Annotated in this window: 23 protein-coding genes; 11 read left to right on the top strand and 12 right to left on the bottom strand. The window is 72.8% G+C overall.

Features of this window, described 5'->3' with window-relative positions:
• The first annotated feature begins 217 nt into the window (after nucleotides 1–217).
• The gene (locus tag ACGFU6_RS05470; protein WP_393608191.1) at nucleotides 218–1,324 is read left to right on the top strand and encodes a hypothetical protein; all 1,107 of its coding nucleotides are present in this window, start codon (nucleotides 218–220) and stop codon (nucleotides 1,322–1,324) included.
• Between the two features lie 77 nt (nucleotides 1,325–1,401).
• Here the strand turns inward: ACGFU6_RS05470 and aceB are convergent, their stop codons facing one another.
• Nucleotides 1,402–3,021, bottom strand: a complete 1,620-nt coding sequence (aceB, locus tag ACGFU6_RS05465; protein WP_393608190.1) for a malate synthase A — start codon at nucleotides 3,019–3,021, stop codon at nucleotides 1,402–1,404.
• 234 nt (nucleotides 3,022–3,255) lie between these two features.
• Nucleotides 3,256–3,903, bottom strand: a complete 648-nt coding sequence (locus ACGFU6_RS05460) for an NTP transferase domain-containing protein (RefSeq protein ID WP_393608189.1) — start codon at nucleotides 3,901–3,903, stop codon at nucleotides 3,256–3,258.
• Between the two features lie 218 nt (nucleotides 3,904–4,121).
• On the opposite strand from ACGFU6_RS05460, the gene ACGFU6_RS05455 reads away from it, so the two are divergent.
• Nucleotides 4,122–4,424, top strand: a complete 303-nt coding sequence (locus ACGFU6_RS05455) for a DUF5955 family protein (protein ID WP_393608388.1) — start codon at nucleotides 4,122–4,124, stop codon at nucleotides 4,422–4,424.
• A 43-nt stretch (nucleotides 4,425–4,467) separates the two neighbouring features.
• Here the strand turns inward: ACGFU6_RS05455 and ACGFU6_RS05450 are convergent, their stop codons facing one another.
• Nucleotides 4,468–5,118 carry a response regulator gene (locus ACGFU6_RS05450; RefSeq protein WP_393608188.1) on the bottom strand — a complete coding sequence of 217 codons (651 nt, stop codon included), beginning with the start codon at nucleotides 5,116–5,118 and terminating at the stop codon, nucleotides 4,468–4,470.
• The gene (locus ACGFU6_RS05445; protein WP_393608187.1) at nucleotides 5,115–6,323 is read right to left on the bottom strand and encodes a sensor histidine kinase; all 1,209 of its coding nucleotides are present in this window, start codon (nucleotides 6,321–6,323) and stop codon (nucleotides 5,115–5,117) included. Before ACGFU6_RS05445 ends, ACGFU6_RS05450 begins: the two co-directional genes overlap by 4 nt.
• Nucleotides 6,324–6,433: 110 nt before the next feature.
• Between ACGFU6_RS05445 and ACGFU6_RS05440 the strand changes: the two genes are divergently transcribed.
• On the top strand, nucleotides 6,434–7,525 hold the full coding sequence (locus tag ACGFU6_RS05440; RefSeq protein ID WP_393608186.1) for an ABC transporter permease: 1,092 nt from the start codon (nucleotides 6,434–6,436) through the stop codon (nucleotides 7,523–7,525).
• On the top strand, nucleotides 7,522–8,214 hold the full coding sequence (locus ACGFU6_RS05435) for an ABC transporter ATP-binding protein (RefSeq protein ID WP_393608185.1): 693 nt from the start codon (nucleotides 7,522–7,524) through the stop codon (nucleotides 8,212–8,214). The genes ACGFU6_RS05440 and ACGFU6_RS05435 overlap by 4 nt, the downstream gene beginning before the upstream one ends.
• A gap of 229 nt (nucleotides 8,215–8,443) precedes the next feature.
• On the opposite strand, the gene ACGFU6_RS05430 is transcribed toward ACGFU6_RS05435, so the two are convergent.
• Complete coding sequence (locus ACGFU6_RS05430; RefSeq protein ID WP_123527491.1) at nucleotides 8,444–9,244, bottom strand: IclR family transcriptional regulator; 801 nt, start codon at nucleotides 9,242–9,244, stop codon at nucleotides 8,444–8,446.
• Nucleotides 9,245–9,569: 325 nt separating this feature from the next.
• Here ACGFU6_RS05430 and allB point away from each other — a divergent pair, with 325 nt between their 5' ends.
• Nucleotides 9,570–10,913, top strand: a complete 1,344-nt coding sequence (gene allB, locus ACGFU6_RS05425; RefSeq protein WP_393608184.1) for an allantoinase AllB — start codon at nucleotides 9,570–9,572, stop codon at nucleotides 10,911–10,913.
• Between the two features lie 168 nt (nucleotides 10,914–11,081).
• Nucleotides 11,082–11,411 (top strand): putative quinol monooxygenase, encoded by a 330-nt coding sequence (locus tag ACGFU6_RS05420; protein ID WP_393608183.1) that lies wholly within the window; start codon nucleotides 11,082–11,084, stop codon nucleotides 11,409–11,411.
• A gap of 76 nt (nucleotides 11,412–11,487) precedes the next feature.
• Here the strand turns inward: ACGFU6_RS05420 and ACGFU6_RS05415 are convergent, their stop codons facing one another.
• The 3 genes from ACGFU6_RS05415 to ACGFU6_RS05405 all read right to left on the bottom strand — a co-directional run bounded on the left by ACGFU6_RS05415 (nucleotide 11,488) and on the right by ACGFU6_RS05405 (nucleotide 13,466).
• The gene (locus ACGFU6_RS05415; RefSeq protein WP_393608182.1) at nucleotides 11,488–12,318 is read right to left on the bottom strand and encodes an aldo/keto reductase; all 831 of its coding nucleotides are present in this window, start codon (nucleotides 12,316–12,318) and stop codon (nucleotides 11,488–11,490) included.
• A gap of 73 nt (nucleotides 12,319–12,391) precedes the next feature.
• On the bottom strand, nucleotides 12,392–12,631 hold the full coding sequence (locus ACGFU6_RS05410) for a hypothetical protein (RefSeq protein WP_393608181.1): 240 nt from the start codon (nucleotides 12,629–12,631) through the stop codon (nucleotides 12,392–12,394).
• Between the two features lie 70 nt (nucleotides 12,632–12,701).
• On the bottom strand, nucleotides 12,702–13,466 hold the full coding sequence (locus ACGFU6_RS05405; protein WP_393608180.1) for a 3-oxoacyl-ACP reductase family protein: 765 nt from the start codon (nucleotides 13,464–13,466) through the stop codon (nucleotides 12,702–12,704).
• Between the two features lie 222 nt (nucleotides 13,467–13,688).
• Here ACGFU6_RS05405 and ACGFU6_RS05400 point away from each other — a divergent pair, with 222 nt between their 5' ends.
• Nucleotides 13,689–14,312, top strand: coding sequence for a dihydrofolate reductase family protein (locus ACGFU6_RS05400; RefSeq protein WP_393608179.1), 624 nt, complete (start codon nucleotides 13,689–13,691; stop codon nucleotides 14,310–14,312).
• Nucleotides 14,313–14,383: 71 nt separating this feature from the next.
• Here ACGFU6_RS05400 and ACGFU6_RS05395 read toward each other — a convergent pair whose 3' ends face one another.
• From ACGFU6_RS05395 to ACGFU6_RS05385, 3 genes are all read right to left on the bottom strand, one after another.
• Nucleotides 14,384–15,001, bottom strand: a complete 618-nt coding sequence (locus ACGFU6_RS05395) for a TIGR03086 family metal-binding protein (protein WP_393608178.1) — start codon at nucleotides 14,999–15,001, stop codon at nucleotides 14,384–14,386.
• A 51-nt stretch (nucleotides 15,002–15,052) separates the two neighbouring features.
• On the bottom strand, nucleotides 15,053–15,487 hold the full coding sequence (locus ACGFU6_RS05390) for a hypothetical protein (RefSeq protein ID WP_393608177.1): 435 nt from the start codon (nucleotides 15,485–15,487) through the stop codon (nucleotides 15,053–15,055).
• A 147-nt stretch (nucleotides 15,488–15,634) separates the two neighbouring features.
• A complete protein-coding gene (locus ACGFU6_RS05385; protein ID WP_393608176.1) occupies nucleotides 15,635–16,279 on the bottom strand; it encodes a TetR/AcrR family transcriptional regulator in 645 nt (214 codons plus the stop codon).
• A 151-nt stretch (nucleotides 16,280–16,430) separates the two neighbouring features.
• On the opposite strand from ACGFU6_RS05385, the gene ACGFU6_RS05380 reads away from it, so the two are divergent.
• Nucleotides 16,431–17,354 carry a DMT family transporter gene (locus tag ACGFU6_RS05380; RefSeq protein ID WP_393608175.1) on the top strand — a complete coding sequence of 308 codons (924 nt, stop codon included), beginning with the start codon at nucleotides 16,431–16,433 and terminating at the stop codon, nucleotides 17,352–17,354.
• Here the strand turns inward: ACGFU6_RS05380 and ACGFU6_RS05375 are convergent.
• Complete coding sequence (locus ACGFU6_RS05375; RefSeq protein ID WP_123527502.1) at nucleotides 17,344–17,547, bottom strand: hypothetical protein; 204 nt, start codon at nucleotides 17,545–17,547, stop codon at nucleotides 17,344–17,346. The two genes, ACGFU6_RS05380 and ACGFU6_RS05375, sit on opposite strands and share 11 nt — an antisense overlap.
• A 146-nt stretch (nucleotides 17,548–17,693) precedes the next feature.
• Between ACGFU6_RS05375 and ACGFU6_RS05370 the strand changes: the two genes are divergently transcribed.
• From ACGFU6_RS05370 to ACGFU6_RS05360, 3 genes are all read left to right on the top strand, one after another.
• Entirely contained in the window at nucleotides 17,694–18,911 is a 1,218-nt protein-coding gene (locus ACGFU6_RS05370; protein WP_393608174.1) for a sensor histidine kinase, read from the top strand.
• Nucleotides 18,908–19,627 carry a response regulator gene (locus tag ACGFU6_RS05365; protein WP_393608173.1) on the top strand — a complete coding sequence of 240 codons (720 nt, stop codon included), beginning with the start codon at nucleotides 18,908–18,910 and terminating at the stop codon, nucleotides 19,625–19,627. Before ACGFU6_RS05370 ends, ACGFU6_RS05365 begins: the two co-directional genes overlap by 4 nt.
• Nucleotides 19,628–19,712: 85 nt before the next feature.
• A complete protein-coding gene (locus tag ACGFU6_RS05360; protein WP_393608172.1) occupies nucleotides 19,713–20,891 on the top strand; it encodes a cytochrome P450 in 1,179 nt (392 codons plus the stop codon).
• Nucleotides 20,892–20,914: the final 23 nt, after the last annotated feature.

Here is a 20,914-nt window from a genome sequence, read left to right as displayed (position 1 = left end):
GCCCCGCCCCCCCGCGCGGTGGGCGCGGGCGGGCCGCGGGGCGCGGGGGCGGGGGCGGGCCGGGCCGCCGGGGGGGGGGGGGGGGGGGGGCCCCCCCCCCCCCCCCCCCCGGCGCCAGGACGCGGCGGTGGCCGGATATGCACTCTTTCGTCCGCGGTCGAGTGCCCTCACCATGCGACCAGGGGCGATACGGAGCCGTGGTGGTGGGGGAGCTGCGATGGTCGAGCCGTTGTACATACCGGTCATGCCGGCCCGGCGGGGCGCTGTGACCGCCTATGTCGGCTTGAGCCCCGCGACCCGAGAACTGATCGCGCCACTGTGGACGCTACCGCCGCGCACCGGCCCCGGGCGCACGCGGGGTGTCTCGACGCCACCGGAGCGCGAGGCCGACGGGCGCGCACTGAACGACTGGCTCACGCCCCGTGTCGACCGGCTCATCGAGGCGATGGACGGCAGCCGCGGGTGGGTGGACGCTGCGCACGTGGAGGCAGAACTGAACGGCTCAGCGATCGCGCTGGGGCGGTTGGCCACCCGAAGCGCCATGGTCCTGGTCACCGGTCCCGAGCGTGACCGGGCCCTACAGCGGTACGCGGCGGACCTCGCGTTCCTCAGCGGGCGGGGGCTCGCCATACGGGTAGGCGTCGACGAGCCGCCCGACGAGCTCTCTTCCGCGGAGCTGCTGGGCCTTGTCGACCGGCTGTGCCTGCCCCCGTCCCAACTCGATCTCCTCCTCGACGCGGGCGAGGTGCACGATGTGGCCGAGGCCGGAAAGCGTTCCGTGATCGCCCTGGACCTCCTGGGGTCGCTCCTGCCGTGGCGCACGGTCGCCCTCACCGCAGGGGCGTTTCCCCGCGCAGCCGGGACGACCGGGACAGCGGCCGCGGCCGGACCGGAGCGGCACGACTGGGCCCTGCGCGACTGGATCCGCAGGGCCCGTCCGGAGCAGGCGCCCGTGTACGGGGACTACTCCGTGGAACATGCTCTCTCGGCGAACCTCGCCGACGACCGCTTCGGCCGGTACGGTCCGCCGTGGGGACTGCTGCGCTACACCGGTCCCGGACACTTCCTCGTCGCCAGGGTTCCCACACGGGGCAGCCACCACGCGGACCGGGTGAGGGCCATGGCCCGTCGGATCGTGGCGGACGGCGCCTTCCGTCGCTCGGGTCCGGGCCGAAGTGCGGCGGAGGACTGGTGGGAAGCGTGTGCGATGAGCGGCACCGGCGGCTCGGGCAACCCGGAGACCTGGATCAAGGTGGGGCACATCCAGCACCTCACCTACGTCGCACAGTGCTTGTCGGGCCACGGCGAGACCGCCGGAACGTGACAGCAGGCCCGGGGGTCCCGGACACGCCTCCGCCCCCGGCGCCGTACGGCACCAGGGGCGGAGGCGTACCGGTGCTGTCAGCGCAGCTGCTCGTACGCCGGCAGGGTCAGGAAGTCCGCGTAGTCCTGGTCCAGGGAGACCTGGAGGAGGAGGTCGTGGGCCTGCTGCCACTTGCCGGCGGTGAAGGTCTCGTCGCCGATCTCGGCGCGGATCGCGGCCAGTTCCTCGGCGGCGACCTTGCGGGCCAGCTCCGCCGTGGCGTGCTCGCCGTTCTCGAAGACCACGTCCGCGTTGATCCACTGCCAGATCTGCGAGCGCGAGATCTCGGCGGTGGCCGCGTCCTCCATCAGGTTGAAGATGGAGACCGCGCCCATGCCGCGCAGCCAGGCCTCGATGTAGCGGATGCCGACCGCGACGGCGTTGCGCAGGCCGTCGTAGGTGGGCTTGGCGTGCAGGGTGTCGATGGCGATCAGGTCGCCGGGGGCCACCGAGACGTCCTCGCGCAGGCGTTCCTTCTGGTTCGGCTTCTCGCCGAGCACCGCGTCGAAGGAGGCCATCGCGATCGGGACCAGGTCGGGGTGGGCGACCCAGGAGCCGTCGAAGCCGTCGCCGGCCTCGCGGTCCTTGTCGGCCTTGACCTTCTCGAAGGCGACCTTGTTGACCTCGGCGTCACGGCGCGACGGAATGAAAGCCGCCATGCCGCCGATCGCGTGGGCGCCGCGCTTGTGGCAGGTGCGGACGAGGAGTTCGGTGTAGGCCCGCATGAACGGGGCGGTCATCGTCACCGCGTTGCGGTCCGGCAGGACGAACTTGGCGCCGCCGTCACGGAAGTTCTTGACGATGGAGAAGAGGTAGTCCCAGCGGCCCGCGTTCAGCCCGGAGGCGTGGTCGCGGAGCTCGTAGAGGATCTCCTCCATCTCGTAGGCGGCGGTGATCGTCTCGATCAGGACCGTCGCGCGGACGGTGCCCTGCGGGATGCCGAGCTCGTCCTGGGCGAAGACGAAGATGTCGTTCCAGAGGCGGGCCTCCAGGTGCGACTCCGTCTTCGGCAGGTAGAAGTACGGGCCCTTGCCGAGGTCGATGAGGCGCTGGGCGTTGTGGAAGAAGTAGAGGCCGAAGTCGACCAGCGCGCCGGGCACCGGGGTGCCGTCGAGCTGGAGGTGGCGCTCCTCCAGGTGCCAGCCGCGCGGGCGGGTGACGACGGTCGCGAGCTCGTCGGCGGGCTTCAGGGCGTACGACTTGCCGGACTTCGGGTCCGTGAAGTCGATCGCGCGGTTGTAGGCGTCGATCAGGTTGAGCTGGCCGAGGACGACGTTCTCCCACGTGGGGGCGGACGCGTCCTCGAAGTCGGCGAGCCAGACCTTGGCGCCCGAGTTCAGGGCGTTGATGGTCATCTTGCGGTCGGTGGGACCGGTGATCTCCACCCGGCGGTCGTTCAGCGCGGCCGGGGCCGGCGCGACCTTCCAGGAGTCGTCCGCACGGATCGCCGCGGTCTCCGGCAGGAAGTCCAGCGTGGAGGTGCGGGCGATCTCGGCGCGGCGCTCACCGCGGCGGGCGAGGAGCTCGTCACGGCGCGGGGTGAACCGGCGGTGCAGCTCGGCCACGAACGCGAGGGCCGCGGGGGTGAGGACCTCGTCCTGCCGGGGCAGGGGCTCGGCATCGACGATGGCCAGCGAGGACGGCGCTGGTGCGGACATGAGCTGTCACTCCTTCAGCGGGCGGTGCGGACGGCGTCTCACGGCCGCCGGGTCGCCTGAAATGGCACGGCGTGCCATGGCTCCGGGATACGGCCGTGGCCGCCGTCTGGGGTGCAGAGGGCTTCTGACCAGTGGATAGTAGTTTCCTCATGGTGGAAGTTCAATGGTTTGTTGATGTCGAGATTCTCCGGGTCGACAGAAGTGCCCCTCGCATGGCGCAGCGTGCCAGCGCGTTCACTCAAGGTGGAACAGATCCTCCGCCGTGTCGATGTCGTACGCCTGAGCCACATCGGAACACTCGACGAGCGTGATCGCATCGCGGTGCGCCCGCAGATAGGCGCGCGCCCCCTGATCGCCCACCGCCCCCGCCGCGATGTCTGCCCACAGACCGGCCCCGAACAACACGGGATGGCCGCGTTCACCCTCGTACGAGGCGGCTGCCAGGCTGGTGCGGGAGCGGTAGGCCGACCGCACCCGCGCCACCGCCCCGGCGCCGATGCCGGGCTGGTCTACCAGCAGTACGACGACCGCGTCGGCTTCCGTGCCGGCCAGCGCGCCGAGGCCGGCCCGCAGCGAGGAGCCCATGCCCTCGGTCCACTCGGGGTTGACGGTCACAGTGCAGCCGGACAGCTCCGCCCTGGCCCGCACCTCGTCGGCCGCCGCGCCGAGCACCACGTGGACCGGGCCGCAGCCGCCGTCGCGCAGGGTGCGTACCGCGTGGTCGACGAGGAGGCCGCCGCGGTGTTCCAGCAGCGCCTTCGGGCGGCCGCCCAGCCGACGGCCGCCGCCCGCTGCGAGGAGCAGTCCGGCGACGGTGGGGTTTGTAGCCGGGTTGACGATCGGGTTGACGGAGGGGGAGGAGTGGTGCGGATTGCTTGTCATGCGGCCTGGATACCTCACAAGCCGGGCTCCCGCACAGACGGACCGTTTCTGCAACCGCCTGTGATCGCGCGGGACACACCGGGTTCCGTCCTCGGAGTGGCGCCCGGTACCTTTCATGGCGTTAACTTGCCCGCACTCCCGGACACTTGACCAAGGTCCGGGTCCTGGTCGAAACACCGGCACAAAGATGTGCGAGGGGGAGTGCTTTGTTGAAAAGCGTGGGGCAGGCGCGGGTGACCAGCAGCAACGAGGACCCGAGGGTGACGGAGCTGCGTACGGCCGTCTCCCGGCTCCGGCGGGAGCTGGCCGGACATCCGGCGGAGTTCCCGGACCGCGCGACCGCCGAGGACGAACTGGCGGCGCTGGACGCGATGGCGATCAGCGGCGCGCCCGAGATTCCCCGGCTGCGCCGCTCGCTGCTGCTGATCGCGGGGGCGATCGGCTCGGTCAGCGCGCTGGCGTCGGCGCTCAGGGACGTACGGGTCGCCGTGGACCTCTTCGGAGAGCCGCCGCGCCGCTGAAGCGGAGCAGACGGGGCCGCGGAGCAGACGGGGCGGTGGCGGTTCAGCGGCGGATGAGCCTGCGGGCCGTCGCCGCCGCGACCGCCGCCGTACGTGAGTCGACGCCCAGCTTGGCGTAGATGTGCACCAGATGGGACTTCACCGTCGCCTGGCTCAGGAACAGCTTCTTGCTGATCCGCAGGTTCGACAGCCCCTCACCCACCAGCTGCAGGACCTCCAGCTCGCGCTTGGTGAGGGCCTCCGCCGGGGTCCTCATCCGGTCCATCAGCCGGTGCGCGACGGCGGGGGCGAGCGCGGACCGGCCTGCCGCCGCCGTGCGGACCGCGGCGGCCAGTTCCTCGGGCGGCGCGTCCTTCAGCAGGTAGCCGGCGGCGCCCGCCTCGACCGCGGCGAGGATGTCGGCGTCCGTGTCGTAGGTGGTCAGGATCAGCACCCGGGGCGCGTCCGGCACCGAGGTGATCGCGGCGGTGGCCTCCGAGCCGTGCAGCCCCGGGCCGAACTGCAGGTCCATCAGGACGACGTCGAACCCGCCGGTCGCGGCCAGGGCGACGGCCTGCTCGGCGGTGGCGGCCTCGGCGGCGACGTGGAAGTCCGGCTCGGTGTCCAGGACGGCCCGCAGCCCCGCCCGGACCACCGGGTGGTCATCGGCGAGCAGCAGCCTGATCGGTGTGCCCGGCGTGATGGGCGTCGTCATGCGGAGTCCTGTCCGTTCGGGCCGACGGGGAGCGGCAGGGTGAGGGCGACGGCCGTGCCCTGGCCGGGCGCCGACTCGACGCTCAGCGTGCCGCCCAGGGAACGGGCCCGCGAGCGCATGGCGGGCAGCCCGAAGCCACCCGTTTCGCTGCCGCCGGGGGCGGCGGCCGGGGAGTCCGGCGAGAAGCCTCGGCCGTCGTCGACCACGTCCAGCGACACCGAGGTGCCCATGAAGCTCAGCGTGATCTCCGCCCGTCGCGCCTCGGCGTGCCGCACGGTGTTGGCCAGCGCCGACTGCGCGGTACGCAACAGCGCCACCTCGTACGGCGTGGGCAGCTCCACCGGGGTGCCGCTGACGGCGAACTGCACGGTGAGAGCGGCGTCCGTACTGCGGGCCGAGAGCCGTTCCAGGGCGGCCGCCAGCGAACCGTTCTCCAGGTCGGGCGGGGTCAATGCGCGGACGAAGCGGCGGGCCTCGGCGAGGTTGTCCTGGGCGGCCTCGCGGGCCTGGCGGACGTGGGAGGTGGCGGGTGCGTCCGGCTCCAGGGTGCGTTCGGCGGCGCGCAGGAGGAGCTGAATGCTGGACAGGCCCTGCGCGAGCGTGTCGTGGATCTCCCGCGCCAGCCGTTCGCGTTCGGCGAGGGTGCCGGCCGTGCGTTCGGCCGCCGCCAGCTCCGCCCGGGTCGAGACGAGTTCCTCGATGAGTTCGCGGCGCCGCTCGCTCTCCCGGAACAGCGCGTCGTACCCGAGCACCGTCGCGACGGCCACCGCGGCGCCGAGCACCGGGCCGATGAAGGTGCCGGGCGTGACCGTCTGCCCGTGCACCAGGAAACTGGTGATCGCGGCGGCCGCGGTCACCGCGACGGCCGGCAGCCCCCAGCGCATCGGCAGCAGGTGCAGTTGGAGGAAGTACAGCGGGAACGCCACCCACAGCCCGTCCGGCGACAGCGCCAGCAGCACCAGCCAGAGCGCCCCGAGCACCCCGAGCCAGCACGCCCCCGCCGGGGTTCCCGGCTGCACGACGGGGGCGAGCGCACCCGCCGCGTACGCCCCGGCCAGTACGCAGGACACCACGACGACGGCGGTGGCGTGCGGATCCCCGGCGCTCACGGCCTTCACCGCCGCCAGGGCCAGCAGCCCCAGCAGCAGGGCGTGCAGACACAGCCGCAGCGCGGCGGCGACCGGCGGATGAACACGTGTTTCCATGATTCGTCCAGCGTAGGCGGGCGCCGCCGGGGGCCGGTCAATCGAAAGGTTGATGTCGGGCCCAGCCGGCGGGCGATGTTTCCAGGGCCGCGCGGACCGACGCTGGAGTCATGTTCGTCGCATGGAGAGATCTTCGGTTCGCCAAGGGCCGGTTCGCGCTCATGGGCACGGTCGTGGTGCTGATCACGCTGCTCGTGGGTCTGCTGTCCGGCCTCACGGCCGGACTGGCCCGGGAGAACACCTCGGCCGTCACGGGCCTGAGCGCCGACCACCTGGCGTTCGCCGCCCCGCCCGACGGCCGGTCGGTGTCGTTCACCGATTCCACCGTCGAGGAGCGTGCCTGGCGGAGCTGGGCCGGGCGGCCCGGCGTCGAGAACGCGCAGCCGCTCGGCATCCGCACGGTCAACGCCGCCTCGGTGGCGGGGGAGCGCACCGCGGCCGTCTCGGCGTTCGGCGTCGAGCCGGACAGCGGCCTGGCCCCCTCCGGCACCCAGGTGGCACCGGGCCAGGTGGTGCTCTCCGCCCGGGCGGCCGAGGACCTCTCCGCAGGGGCCGGCGACCGGCTGCGGCTCGGCGGCGCGGAGGTCACCGTCGAGGCGGTCGCGGGCGACGCCTCGTACAGCCATACGCCGGTCGTGTGGACCGCGCTGGCCGACTGGCAGCGGCTCGGCGCCGACGGCGCGGGCGGCGGGGTCCACGCCACCGTGATCGCTCTGACCACCACCGACGGCGCCGATCTGGCGGCGGGCGACCGCGCGGCCGCAACCAGCACGCTCACCCTGGACGGCTCCCTCACCGCCATCGGCTCCTACCAGGCCGAGAACGGCTCGCTCCAGCTGATGCGCGGCTTCCTCTTCGCCATCTCCGCCCTGGTCATCGGCGCCTTCTTCACCGTCTGGACGATCCAGCGCAGCGGCGACGTCGCCGTCCTCAAGGCACTCGGTGCCTCCACGCCCTATCTGCTCCGGGACGCGCTCGGACAGGCCGTGGTGATGCTCGCCATCGGTACGGGGACCGGCACCGCCCTCGCCTCGGGCATCGGCGCCCTGGTCAGCGGCGGGGCCGTGCCCTTCGTCCTGGAGGCGTCGACCGTCCTCGTCCCGGCGGCCGTGATGATCGCCCTCGGCGCCGTCGGGGCGGCCCTGTCCATCCGGCGGATCACCGCCGTCGACCCGCTCACCGCACTCGGGAGTGCCCGATGACCCTCACGCTCACCGATGTCACGCTCACCTACCCGGACGGCGACGCGCGGCTCACCGCTCTGGACCGGGTGGGACTCGACGTGCCCGCCGGCACCCTCACCGCGGTTGTCGGCCCCTCCGGCTCGGGCAAGTCGAGCCTGCTGGCCGTGGCCGCCACCCTGGTCACCCCGGACGAGGGCGCCGTCGTCGTCGCCGGGACGGACACCGCGGGGCTCGGCCGCGCGGACAAGGCGGCGCTGCGCCGCGAGCGGATCGGCATCGTCTTCCAGCAGCCGAACCTGCTGCCGTCGCTGACCGCGGCCGAACAGCTCCAGGTCATCGCCCATCTCTCGGGCGGTGCGCCCCGGACCGCCCGGACCCGGGCGCTGGAACTGCTCGACGCGGTCGGTCTGGCCGACGAGGCCGGCCGCAGGCCGCACCAGCTCTCCGGCGGCCAGCGCCAGCGGATCAACATCGCGCGGGCGCTGATGAACGACCCGGCGGTCCTGCTCGTCGACGAACCGACCAGCGCACTTGACCACGAACGGGGTGCGGCCGTGCTCGATCTCCTCGTCACGCTGACCCGGCAGCGGTCCACCGCGACTGTCATGGTCACCCACGACCGGACGCACCTGGACCGGATGGACACGACGGTCACCATGCGGGACGGCCGGCTGACCACCCCGGCCACGGCCCCGGCCCCGCTCTGAGGACACCAACGACGCGGCGGGGGGGGGGGGGGGGGGGGGGGGGGGGGGGGGGGGGCGCGGGCGCGGGGGGGGTGGGCGGCGGGCGGGCCCGCCGCCCCCGCCCGCCCCCGCCCCCCAGCCCCCCCCCCCCGCCCCCCGCGCCCCCCCCCCCCCCCCCCCCGCCCCGCGCGCCCCCCCCCCCCCCCCCCCCCCCCCCCCCCCCCCCCCCGCGTCGTTCGTGCGAGCCGTCTCAGCCGGACGTCCCGCTGCTGGCCAGCGCCTCGGAGAGTTCCTTGGCCGCCTGCTGGAGGATCGGCACGATCCGCTCGGTGGCCGCCTCGGTCACCCGGCCCGCCGGGCCGGAGATCGAGAGGGCGGCCGAGGTCGGCGAGTTGGGCACCGACACCGCGAGGCAGCGGACCCCTATCTCCTGCTCGTTGTCGTCCACCGCGTAGCCCGCCCGGCGCACCTGCTCCAGCGCGTCCAGGAAGCCTTCCGGGGTGGTGATCGTCTTCTCGGTCGCGGCCGGCATCCCGGTGCGCGCGAGCAGCGCCCGCACCTCGTCCGGCGGGGTGTGCGCGAGCAGCGCCTTGCCGACGCCGGTGGAGTGCGGCAGCACCCGGCGGCCCACCTCGGTGAACATGCGCATCGAGTGCTTGGACGGCACCTGCGCCACGTACACGATCTCGTCGCCGTCGAGCAGCGCCATGTTCGCGGTTTCGCCGGTCTCCTCGACCAGCCGCGCGAGATACGGGCGGGCCCAGGTGCCGAGCAGCCGTGCGGCGGACTCCCCGAGCCGGATCAGGCGCGGGCCGAGCGCGTAGCGCCGGTTGGGCTGCTGGCGCACGTATCCGCAGACCACGAGTGTGCGCATCAGCCGGTGAATGGTGGGCAGCGGCAGACCGCTGCTCGCGGAGAGCTCACTCAGCCCGACCTCGCCCCCCGCATCGGCCATCCGCTCCAGCAGATCGAAGGCGCGCTCAAGGGACTGCACACCCCCGCTGGGTCCGGCGGGCTTGGAGTCGGATGTGCTGGCGTGGGACGGCGGCACGTCAACGGTCCTTTCGAAGCGGAAGAGCAAGGCAGCAGCCTATCGGGCACTTCCCGATCGGCCCACTGTTCCGGGGCGGCGTCCTGGCCGGTCAGGGCCCGTTTGTCCGGGTGTCCACCGGCAGCCGGGCGGTTCCGCGACACCGCGTCCGGCTTATTCTACGTTCCGCTCTCCGAAATTAGTCTTTTACTTTGTGGAAATCTCCAGTCGACATCCCGAGTGGTCCGCTGAGCGGCCGACGCGGAAAATGGGGTCTTGACGGGCCGCTTTCGCGAGTGAAGACTCCTTCAACAGTTCGTTGAATTTTTTGAAGTGGGGAGCACGTGTGTCCTGTACGGACGTGAAGCTGGTACTGCGCTCGACGCGCGTCGTCACCCCCGGGGGGACACGGCCCGCGACGGTCGCCGTCACCGGCGGGAAGATCGACGCCGTCCTGGCGTACGACGCGCAGGTGCCCGAGGGCACCCGGCTGGAGGACTTCGGCGACGACGTCCTGCTGCCCGGCCTGGTGGACACCCATGTCCATGTGAACGACCCCGGCCGCACCGAGTGGGAGGGCTTCTACACGGCCACCCGTGCCGCCGCGGCCGGCGGGATCACCACGCTGCTCGACATGCCGCTCAACTCCCTCCCGCCGACCACCACCGTCGACCACCTGCGCGTCAAGCAGCGCGTCGCGGCCCCCAAGGCGCACATCGACACCGGCTTCTGGGGCGGTGCGATCCCGTCCAACGTGAAGGACCTGCGGCCCCTGTACGAGGCCGGCGTCTTCGGCTTCAAGTGCTTCCTGTCGCCCTCCGGCGTCGAGGAGTTCCCCGAGCTGGATCAGGAGCAGCTGGCCCGGTCGATGGCGGAGATCGCCGGCTTCGGCGGGCTCCTGATCGTGCACGCCGAGGACCCGCACCACCTGGCGGCCGCGCCCCAGCGGAGCGGCCCCGCCTACGCGGACTTCCTCGCCTCCCGGCCGCGCGACGCCGAGAACACCGCGATCGAGGGGCTGATCGCACACGCCAAGCGGCTCAACGCCCGCGTCCACGTGCTGCACTTGTCCTCCAGCGACGCGCTGCCGCTGATCGCCGCGGCCAAGCGCGAGGGCGTACGCGTCACGGTCGAGTCCTGCCCGCACTTCCTCACCCTCACCGCCGAGGAGGTCCCGGACGGCGCCACCGAGTTCAAGTGCTGCCCGCCCATCCGTGAGGCGGCCAACCAGGACGCGCTGTGGGAGGGGCTCGCGGACGGCACCATCGACTGCATCGTGTCCGACCACTCGCCCTGCACCACCGACCTCAAGACGCCGGACTTCGCCTCCGCGTGGGGCGGGATCTCCTCCCTCCAGCTCGGCCTGCCCGCCATCTGGACCGAGGCCCGCAGGCGCGGCCACTCGCTCGACGACGTGGCCCGCTGGATGTCGGCGGCCCCCGCCGAACTGGCCGGGCTGCGCGACAAGGGCGCGATCGAGGCCGGCCGGGACGCCGACTTCGCCGTCCTCGCCCCCGACGCCACCTTCACCGTCGACCCGGCCGGGCTGTTCCACCGCAACCAGGTCACCGCGTACGCCGGCCGGACCCTGCACGGTGTCGTCAGGTCAACCTGGCTGCGCGGCGTACGGATCGCGTCGGACGGCGTCCTGACCGAGCCCACCGGCCGCCTCCTCGAGAGGGACCGCTGAACACGGCCGCGACGGGGCGCACCTGACCGGCGGCGCGAACCGGGTCCGGCACGGGGGCGCCGGCCCGGGGACCGCCGCCGGAGACTGTCCGTATTCGGGCGATACGGTGGTGACGCGTGACCCTGCCGGGTTGCCGCGCCCCCCAGCCAGTCCCCAGCAGGAGCCGTCATGATCTTCATCGCCGTCAGGTTCACCGTCCGCAGCGCCGAGCGCGACCAGTGGCTCCCCGCCGTCGAGGACTTCACCCTCGCCACCCGCAACGAGCCGGGCAACGTGTTCTTCGACTGGTCGTACAGCGTGGAGAACCCGGACCAGTTCGTGCTGCTGGAGGCGTTCGCGTCCGCCGAGGCCGGCGCGGCCCACGTGCGGTCCGAGCACTTCGCCGCGGCCATGGACCGGATGGCGGAGCTGGTTGCCGAGACGCCCGAGATCATCAACGTCGAGGTGCCGGGCGAGGGCTGGTCCCGGATGGCGGAGCTCCAGCCCCGCACGAGCTGAACCGGGGCCGGGAGGCCGGACCGCCCGCCGAGGCCGGACCGCCCGCCCGCCTGGCTCGCCCGCCAGGCCCGGCCGCTCAGAACTCCTCGTGCGTCGAGGGGTCCCCGCCGAACCGCTGTCGCGGTCCGGCCGTGATGCGCTCCAGCTCATGCGCCGTCAGCTCGAAGCCGAAGAGGTCCAGGTTCTCGCGCTGGCGCCCCGGGTCGGCGGACTTCGGGATCGGGACGGCACCGAGCTGGAGGTGCCAGCGCAGCAGCGCCTGCCCCGGCGTCACACCGTGCGCCCGCGCGACGGCGACGAGATCGGGGTCGGCCAGCAGATCGCGGCCCCGCCCCAGTGGGCTCCAGCTCTCCGTGAGGATGCCCTTGGCGGCGTGCACGGCCCGCAGCTCCTCCTGCGGCAGCCGCGGATGCATCTCGATCTGGTTGACGGCGGGGACCACACCCGTCTCCTGTTCCAGCCGGTCCAGGTGTTCCGCGGTGAAGTTGGACACTCCGATGGACCGCACCAGCCCCTCCTCGCGGAGCCGGATCATCGCCTTCCAGGTGTCCACGTACAGATCGACACGGGGCAGCGGCCAGTGGATCAGATAGAGGTCCACGTAGGAGAGGCCGAGGTTGTGCCGGGACTCCTCGAACGAGGCCAGCGTCTTCTCGTACCCCTGGTGGCGGCCCGGCACCTTGGTGGTGACGAAGATGTCCTCCCGGGGCACGTCACTGCGGGCGATGCCGCGTCCGGTGCCGGTCTCGTTGCCGTAGTTCAGCGCGGTGTCGACGAGCCGGTAGCCGAGGCCCAGGGCCCCGGCCACGGCCTGCTCGGCCGCGGCGTCGTCCAGTGGCCAGGTGCCGAGCCCGACCGCGGGGACGGTTCGGCCGTCGTTCAGGTGGTGCGCCGGGGTCCCGGGCATGGTCTTTCCTCTCGCCGGACAGCTGGGTGCCCGGCCAGGTTAGGTCGGCGCCGGCCACCCGCGACTGTCCGGCTCACCCCTCCCGGCCGGCCTCGCGGTGCAGCTGGGCGATGACCTCGTCCACCCGGCTCCGCCCGTAGCCGCGGCGGACGAGCTCGAAGGCCGCCACGCCGGTCGGCGGGGTGCCGCCGCGGAGCCCGGTGATGTAGGCGTCGACCTGGTCGCGGTCGTAGCCGCGCCGGGCGATGTCGAAGCCGAACTCCTCGTGCAGCGGACGTTCGTACTCCTCGCGTGACCCGCGTGACCCGAACATGCGTGCCTCCTCCGGGTGGATGGCGAATGGGTGGACGGACAGGAATCGTCCGCCCACCCTGCCACGGAAGTCAGGCGGCGTGACCACCGTCCACCACGACCTCGGTCCCGGTGATGTAGGCGGCCTCGTCACCCGCCAGGTAGGCGATGAGCGAGGCCACCTCGTCGGCCGTGCCGAACCGGTCCAGCGCCGTCGCGGCCCGCTGTCCGGCGGCGAACGGGCCGTCGGCCGGGTTCAGATCGGTGTCCACCGGTCCGGGCTGGACCAGGTTGACGGTGATCCCGCGCGGGCCGAGCTCACGGGCGAGCGGCTTGGTGAGTCCCGACAGCGCCGACTTGCTCATCGCGTAGAGCGTGCCGCCCGGTCCGCCCGCGAACCGGCTCAGCGCCGTACCGAGGGTGATGATGCGGCCGCCTCGCTCCATCGTTGCGGCCGCCGCCCGGCAGGCCAGGAAGACGGCCCGCACGTTGACGGCGAGCACCTGGTCGACATCGGCGGTGGTGAGGGTGTCGATGGGGCCGAGGACACCGATGCCCGCGTTGTTGACCAGGATGTCGAGCCGGCCGAACGTCTCCACCGTCCGGCGCACCGCCGCCGGAACGGCCTCCGGGTCGGCCGAGTCCGCCCGCAGGGCGACCGCGCGGCGGCCGCACGCCTCGATCTTCCGGACGGTCTCCTGGGCGGCCGCCTCGTTCCTGGCGTAGGTCAGCGCAACATCGGCGCCGTCCTGGGCGAGCCGCAGAGCGGTCGCGGCCCCGATGCCCCGGCTGCCGCCGGTGACGAGCGCGACGCGGTTCGAGCCGGTGCCGAGGGTGGTGTCGCTGGTGCTGTTCATCAGGGTTCCTGTCCGTTGCCGGTGGTGGTGTCGCCGGTTGGCTGACAAGGACAAGGAAAGTTCTTCTGCGGCCCGGAGACCGGCGGGAAACGGACGCCCACTCCGCTTCGATGTTCCGGCCGGCCGATGAGTTGCGGCCCGCACGGGGGTCGGAACAGATGGAAGCGGAACCCGGCCATTGCCGAGTTGCGGTCATTCCCGAGTTCCAGAAGGAGCAGGACCATGGCGAAGCTGACCCTCATCACCTTCCTGACGCTCGACGGCGTCATGCAGGCCCCAGGCGCACCCGAGGAGGACCCGAGCGACGGATTCGAGTACGGCGGCTGGCAGGCCCCGGTCATCGACCGGGACTCGTCGCAGTTCGTCGGGGAGATGTTCGACCGCTCGGCGGCCTTCCTGCTGGGCAGGCGGACCTACGACATCTTCGCCGGGTACTGGCCGGGCATCACCGACCCCGGCAACCCGGTCGCCTCCCGGCTCAACCGGTATCCCAAGTACGTCGTCTCGACCACCCTGGAGGAGGCCGGCTGGGAGAACACCACCGTGATCTCCACCGATGTCGCCGCGGAGGTCGCCCGGGTCAAGGAGCGTACGCAAGGGGGCGAGGTGCAGATCTACGGCAGTGGCGTGCTCGCCCGGTCCCTGATGGCGCACGGCCTGATCGACGAGTACAACCTGCTGGTCCATCCCGTCGTGCTGGGCGCCGGCAAGCGGCTGTTCACGGATGGCGGGCTGCCGACGGCCTTCGAGCTGACCGGCTCCCGCATGACCCCCAACGGCATCGCGATCAACACCTACCGGCCCACCGGCCGGGCCGAGTTCGGGCCCATCCCCGACGGCACCTGAACGGGTGTCAAGTGAACGGCCGCCGCGTCGAGGGCGTAGGTGAACGGCCGCCACGCCAACGGCCCGGGTGGTCAGCCGCCGTGCGGCGGGGCCCAGTCCGGCGAACGGCCGAGCGCCGACAGCACGAGCGCGAAGGTGCCCGCCCCGCCGGCCTCCACCTGATCGCCCGCGGGCAGCGCGGGCCGGAAGGCCGCACCCGGCCGTTCGCGCGACTCGCCGCCGGGCACGCGCAGGGCGATGGGCAGCGCGGCCTCGACGACGTCCGCGGGCAAGACGGTCCGCATCCCGAGCGAGGCCGCCGCGTCCCAGGAGTGCACGACGTAGTCGATGAAGTGGAACCCGATCGCGGCCGGCGCGGCGAACGTCGCGGCGGCGTCGATCTCCGGAAGCGCGAACCGCCGCTCCAGCACGCCAGGTTCGGCGAACGCCTCCAGCACCGCGTCGGCCGCCTCGCGATACCGGGCGGCCGGATCGTCCCCGTACGAGCGGGTCCGCCAGGTGTCCGTGCCGGCCCCCCGGCCTCGCGCGGCGGCGGCGAACCCGAGGTGCTGGGCGCCCATGTGCTCGACGAGGCGGCGCAGCGTCCAGTCGGAGCAGGGGGAGGGCCGGTCCCAGTCGCCGGGGCCCGCGCTCCGCACGATGCGTACGGATTCCAGTACGGCGGCCCGGTCGAGCTGCACGATGTCCACGGTCGGGGTTCCTTCCATCGGGTGTTCGGGCGGGTTCGGGGTGGCGGGGAGTCAGGCCGACGGCGTCGGCCACGGCGCCGATCCGGTGACCAGCGGCCAGGCGGATTCACGGAGGGCGGCGGGGGAGGTGTACGGGGCCGTCCAGGTCGCGGAACGCAGGGTGCCGCGGTCGCGGTGGGCGCGGACGATGCGCCGGTGGTCGGGGCGGGCGACGAAGCCCATCAGGTGTTCGTGGGCGGTCCAGACGGTGATGGAACCGGAACGGTTCATCCGGGGGCCCACGTCCACCCACAGCCACATGCCGACCGCGCCCGGGGTCGCCGGCCAGGTGCGGCGCAGCCGCATGCCCGCGGTCCCGACGGACAGCGTGCTCCAGGGGCGGTGCGTGACGAACTCGGTGACGCCGACGACCACTTCGGTCCCTGGTTCCACGGTCGGGGCGGCGGGGCCGCCCTGCCAGTGCGTGCTCCAGAGGGTGTGCGGCACGGGCGGTCCTTCCCTGCGTGGTTCGGCCGGACCGCCGCGGAGCTCCGCGGCGGATGACTGTGACCATACAGTTGAACGAACGATCGTGCTATTAGTTTTGGCCGGACCGCCCCGGACGGTTTCTTGGTGCGATGGTGCGTGCCCGCGCTACCCGGTGCCGGGCAGCGACGACGCCTCCGTCGCCACCGCCCGCAGCCGCCCCAGGATCGCGCGCGCCGCCCGCGCATAGCCCTCGGGGCTGCCCCGGAGCACCGAGTCGCCGTTGGCCAGCTCCAGGAACGCGATGATCTCGAAGGCGAGCTGGGGGACGTCGCAGTCCTCCCGGATCTCGCCCAGCACCCGCGCCTCCTCGATCCGGCGCTCCACGAAGGCAACCCAGCCGGCCTGCGCGGCCACGACCGCGTCGTGCACCGGGCCCTCGCGCGCGTCGAACTCCGCGATGGCCGCGTAGAAGAAGCAGCCCCCCGGGAACACCCGCTGCTCCGAGTACGCGATCCAGCGCTCGTACAGCTCCCGGACCCGTCCCAGCCCGGCCGGAACGGCCCGCACCGGCTGCACGACGTGCTCGTCGTACACCGCGGCGGCGGCTCGCACGGTGGCCAGCTGGAGCTCCTCCTTGGAGCCGAAGAGGGCGAACACGCCGCTCTTGCTCAGCCGGAGCTCGGTGGCGAGCCGGCCGAGCGAGAGGCCTTCGAGGCCCTCCACCGAGGCGACCGCGGCCGCGTGCGCGAGGACCAGCTGCCGGGTGCGGTTGCCCCGTTCGACCCTTCCGTCCTGGCGTGCTCCCGCCATCTGGCGACTCCGTGCTCGGTGGCTGCGGGGCGGCCGGTATCCGACCGCCCCGGGGCTCGCCATTGTAGGAGGGCGGCCGGTACGGTGATCGCTCCGCGTGCGAGCCAGTGAGGTCTCCGCATCCTGCCTGTGCAGAACCAGGAGAATCCGGGTGTCCTCGATCGCCGTACCCGCCCTCGCCCCGCCGCGCCGGGCGTGGCTCACCGATCTGCCCGTCCTGCTGGTCGCGGTGGTCTGGGGCTCCAGCTACCTGGCCGCCAAGGGCATCACCACGGCGCACACCGTCATCGCCGTCCTCGTCCTCAGATTCGCCGTGGTGCTCCCCGTCCTGGTGGCCGTCGGCCGGCGCAGGCTCTCGGCGCTGACCGCCGCGCAGTGGCGGGGCGCGGGGCTGCTGGGCCTGGTGCTCAGCGGGATCTTCCTGGTGGAGACGTACGGCATCGTGCACACCTCGGCGACCAACGCCGGACTCATCATCAGCCTCACCATGGTCTTCACCCCGCTCGCCGAGGCCGCGGTGACCCGCGTCCGGCCACCCGGCACCTTCCTCGCCGCCGCCGCGCTCTCCGTGGCCGGTGTGGTGCTGCTGAGCCAGGGCGGCGGATTCACCAGCCCGTCGGCGGGCGATCTGCTGATGCTCGTCGCCGCCCTGGCCCGTACCCTCCACGTGCTGCTCATGGCACGCATCAAGTCCGTCCGGTCGGCGGACTCGCTGTCGCTGACCACCATCCAGCTCGGCAGCGCGGTCGCCGTCTTCGCGCTGCTGGCCGCCGTCCCCGGCACCGGCGATTCGCCGTGGTCGGTGGCCGCCGGATTCGGCGTCCGCGAGTGGGGCGGGCTGCTCTTCCTGTCGGTCTTCTGCACGCTCTTCGCGTTCTTCGTGCAGATGTGGTCCGTACGCCGCACCTCGCCGTCCCGGGTCAGCCTGCTGCTCGGTACGGAACCGCTCTGGGCCGCGGCCGTCGGCATCGCGATCGGCGGCGAACGCCTCGGCGTCCTCGGAGCGGTGGGCGCGGTCCTGGTGCTCGCGGGTACGGCCTGGGGGCGGCGCGGCACGGCCCCGGCTACTCCTTGACCGAGTCCGACGCGATCATGACGGCTGTCCCCGTCACCGCCAGCACGATGCTGACGAACAACGAGTAGTCACCGACGAACGGCAGCCGCTGCACCAGGCCGAAGAAGTGGAACCAGCCGAACCACTCGTGGAGCAGCCCGGCGGCACCCTGGGCGAAGAGCAGGAAGCCGACCGTCTCGCAGAGTTTCTTCATGGGAGCGAGCCTGACGGGCCGGGCGCCCTCGACGCATCGGCCAGTGGTCCGGGCCGCTCGGCCGAAAGTCTTCCCTTCCGCGACTTTGGTCGCCTCCCGGCCCCGAACCGCCGGAAGCCGTCTTTCCACTGCGTAGCTTTGCCGACATGACGCGTACGGAGTACCCCTGGCTGCTGCCCTCGGCGATGGCCGACCCCGAGCTGCCCGGAGACCGGGACGGCCGCTCCCGCCGTACCGTGCGCGACTGGATCGTCGACATCACGGCGTTCGTCTGCGCGGCGGGCATCGGACTGGCGACCGTCGCCACGATCGAGGCGGATCCCACCACACCCGAGGGCGTCGTCTTCGCGGACTCGCTGATCGGCGCCGCGGCCTGCTGCTCGCTGTGGCTCCGGCGGCGGTGGCCGGTCGGCCTCGCGGTGGCGCTGACGGTGCTGTCCACCGTGGAGCCCGTCGCGGCCGGAGCGCTGCTGGTGGCCCTGTTCAGCGTGGCCGTGCACCGGCCGTTCCGCCCCGTCGCCTTCGTCGGCGCCGGGGCCCTGGCCGTCGCCCCGATCCAGCCCTATGTGCGTCCGGACCCGGGCACCTCGTTCATGGCGTCCACGATCATCGGCGTGCTGTTGGTCCTGCTGGTGCTCAGCTGGGGCATGGTCGTACGGTCCAGGCGCCAGCTGGTCGTCACCCTGCGCGAACGCGCCCGGCGCGCCGAGACCGAGGCCGCACTGCGCGCCGAACAGGCCCAGCGGCTGGCCCGCGAGGACATCGCCCGCGAGATGCACGACGTCCTCGCCCACCGGCTGACCCTGCTCAGCGTCCATGCCGGAGCCCTGGAATTCCGTCCCGACGCGCCCCCGGCCGAGGTGGCCCGTGCCGCCGGGGTCATCCGGGACAGCGCGCACGAGGCGCTCCAGGACCTCCGCGAGATCATCGGCGTGCTGCGCAGCCCCCGGGACAGCGAGGGCGACCGGCCGCAGCCCACCCTCGCCACGCTCGACGCGCTGGTCGCCGAATCCCGCCTGGCCGGCATGAAGGTCGCCCTCGACAACCACCTGGCCGACCCGGCCGCGGCGCCCGCCGCCACCGGCCGCACCGTCTACCGCATCGCCCAGGAGGGCCTGACCAACGCCCGCAAGCACGCACCCGGCACCTTGGTCACCGTCAGGGTCAGCGGCGGCCCGGGGCAGGGCATCACCGTCGAGGTGCGCAACCCTGCCCCCAACGAGCCCTTCGAGCAGGTGCCCGGGTCCGGGCAGGGCCTCATCGGCCTGACCGAACGGGCCACCCTCGCCGGCGGCCGCCTCGACCACGGACCGGAACCGGGCGGTGGGTTCGGGGTCCGGGCTTGGCTACCGTGGCCGTCATGACCAACCCGACTCCCGCCTCCGCCGGCCGGCCCGTGCGACTCCTCATCGTCGACGACGACCCGCTCGTACGGGCCGGGCTCACCCTGATGCTCGGCGGCGCCGACGACATCGACATCGTGGGGGAGGGGGCCGACGGCAGCGAGGCACCCGGACTCGTCGAACGGCTGCGGCCGGACGTCGTCCTGATGGACATCCGGATGCCGGTCATGGACGGGCTGACCGCCACCGAGGTGCTGCGCGGCCGCCCCGACGCACCCGAGATCATCGTCCTGACCACGTTCCACGCCGACGAACAGGTGCTGCGCGCGATCCGTGCCGGAGCGGCCGGCTTCGTACTCAAGGACACTCCGCCCGGACAGATCGTCGACTCCGTGCGCCGGGTCGCGGCCGGTGACCCGGTCCTGTCGCCCGCGGTCACCCGGCAGCTCATGGCCCGGGCCGCCGGCCCCGGCCGGGAGGAGAGGGCCGGCCGCGCGCAGGGGGCCCGCCGGCGGCTCGAACTGCTCGCCGAACGCGAACGCGAGGTGGCCATCGCCGTCGGGCACGGCCGTTCCAACGCGGAGATCGCCGCGGCGCTCTACCTGAGCGTGGCCACCGTGAAGACCCAGGTGTCTCGGATTCTGGCCAAGTTCGACTTCAACAACCGTGTCCAGATCGCCCTGATGGTCCACGATGCGGGTCTGTTGGACGACGGTGACGGGCCCGGCCTGTCCTGATCTCTCCGTCCGGTGCGGGCCCGGCGGCATACGCTGAACCGGCCGGTCCTCGCGGCCGGACCGATCAGACCGGGAGGGTGGGCCGATGTCCGAAGTCGATGCGGATCTGCGCGGGGGCGCGGACTTCACCGCGAATCCGTACCCGTACTACGAGAAGATGCGCGTCGCGGGTCCGGTGCACTGCGTCCGGACCGACGAGTTCGACCGGGTGTGGCTGGTCGTCGGGTACGACGAGGGGCGTTCCGTCCTGGCCGACCAGCGGTTCGGCAAGGACTGGCGGACGCTGCCCGGGCAGACGGGTGCGGGCGACCCGATCAACGCCAACATGCTGGAGATGGACGCACCCGACCACACACGGCTGCGCAAGCTGGTCGCGCGGGAGTTCACCCCCCGCCGGATCGAGGCGCTGCGGCCCCGCGTCCGGCAGATCACCGACGCACTGCTCGACGCGATGGTGCCCGCCGGGCAGGCGGATCTCGTCGACGCCTTCGCCTTCCCGCTGCCCATCACCGTCATCTGTGAACTCATCGGAGTGCCCGACCTGGACCGGGACGCCTTCCGCCTGCTGTCCAACGGCGTGGTCTCCCCTGCCGGTGCGCAGGAAAACGGCGACGCGGTCCGCGCCATGGGCGGCTATCTCGCCGAGCTGATCGAGAACAAGCGCCGCTCACCGGGCGATGACCTGCTGAGTGCGCTGATCGCCGCACGATACGAGGACGAGGACGCGCTGTCGCCCGACGAACTGGTCGGCATGGCCTTCCTGTTGCTCGTCGCAGGCCACGAGACGACGGTCAACCTGATTGCCAACGGGGTACGGGCCCTGCTCGAAAACCCGGAACAACTAGCAGCTCTGCGAGCCGACTTCGGGCTGATCGACGGGGCGGTCGAGGAGATGCTCCGCTACGACGGACCGGTGGAGACCGCCACCTTCCGGTTCGCCCGGGAGGCCGCGACGATCGGCTCGACCGCCGTCGCGGCCGGTGATCCGGTGCTGGTCGCCCTGGCGGGCGCCGACCGCGACCCCGGCCGCTACCCGGAACCGGACCGGTTCGACATCCGCCGCGAGGCCCAGGGACACCTGGCCTTCGGACACGGGGTGCACTTCTGCCTGGGCGCGCCGCTGGCCCGGATGGAGGGCCGCATCGCGGTCCGCGCGCTGCTGGAACGGTGCCCAGGACTCGTACTCGATCCGGACGCCGGGGAGCCGGAGTGGCTGCCCGGCATGCTGATCCGGGGGACGCGAACGCTCCCGGTGCGCTGGTGAGCCGCACGCATCGACGAGATGTC

Source organism: Streptomyces sp. NPDC048462 (genome assembly GCF_043200175.1).
Lineage (GTDB): Bacteria > Actinomycetota > Actinomycetes > Streptomycetales > Streptomycetaceae > Streptomyces.
The sequence above is the reverse complement of the archived record's forward strand: the minus strand, read 5'-3'. Positions and strand labels throughout refer to the sequence as shown.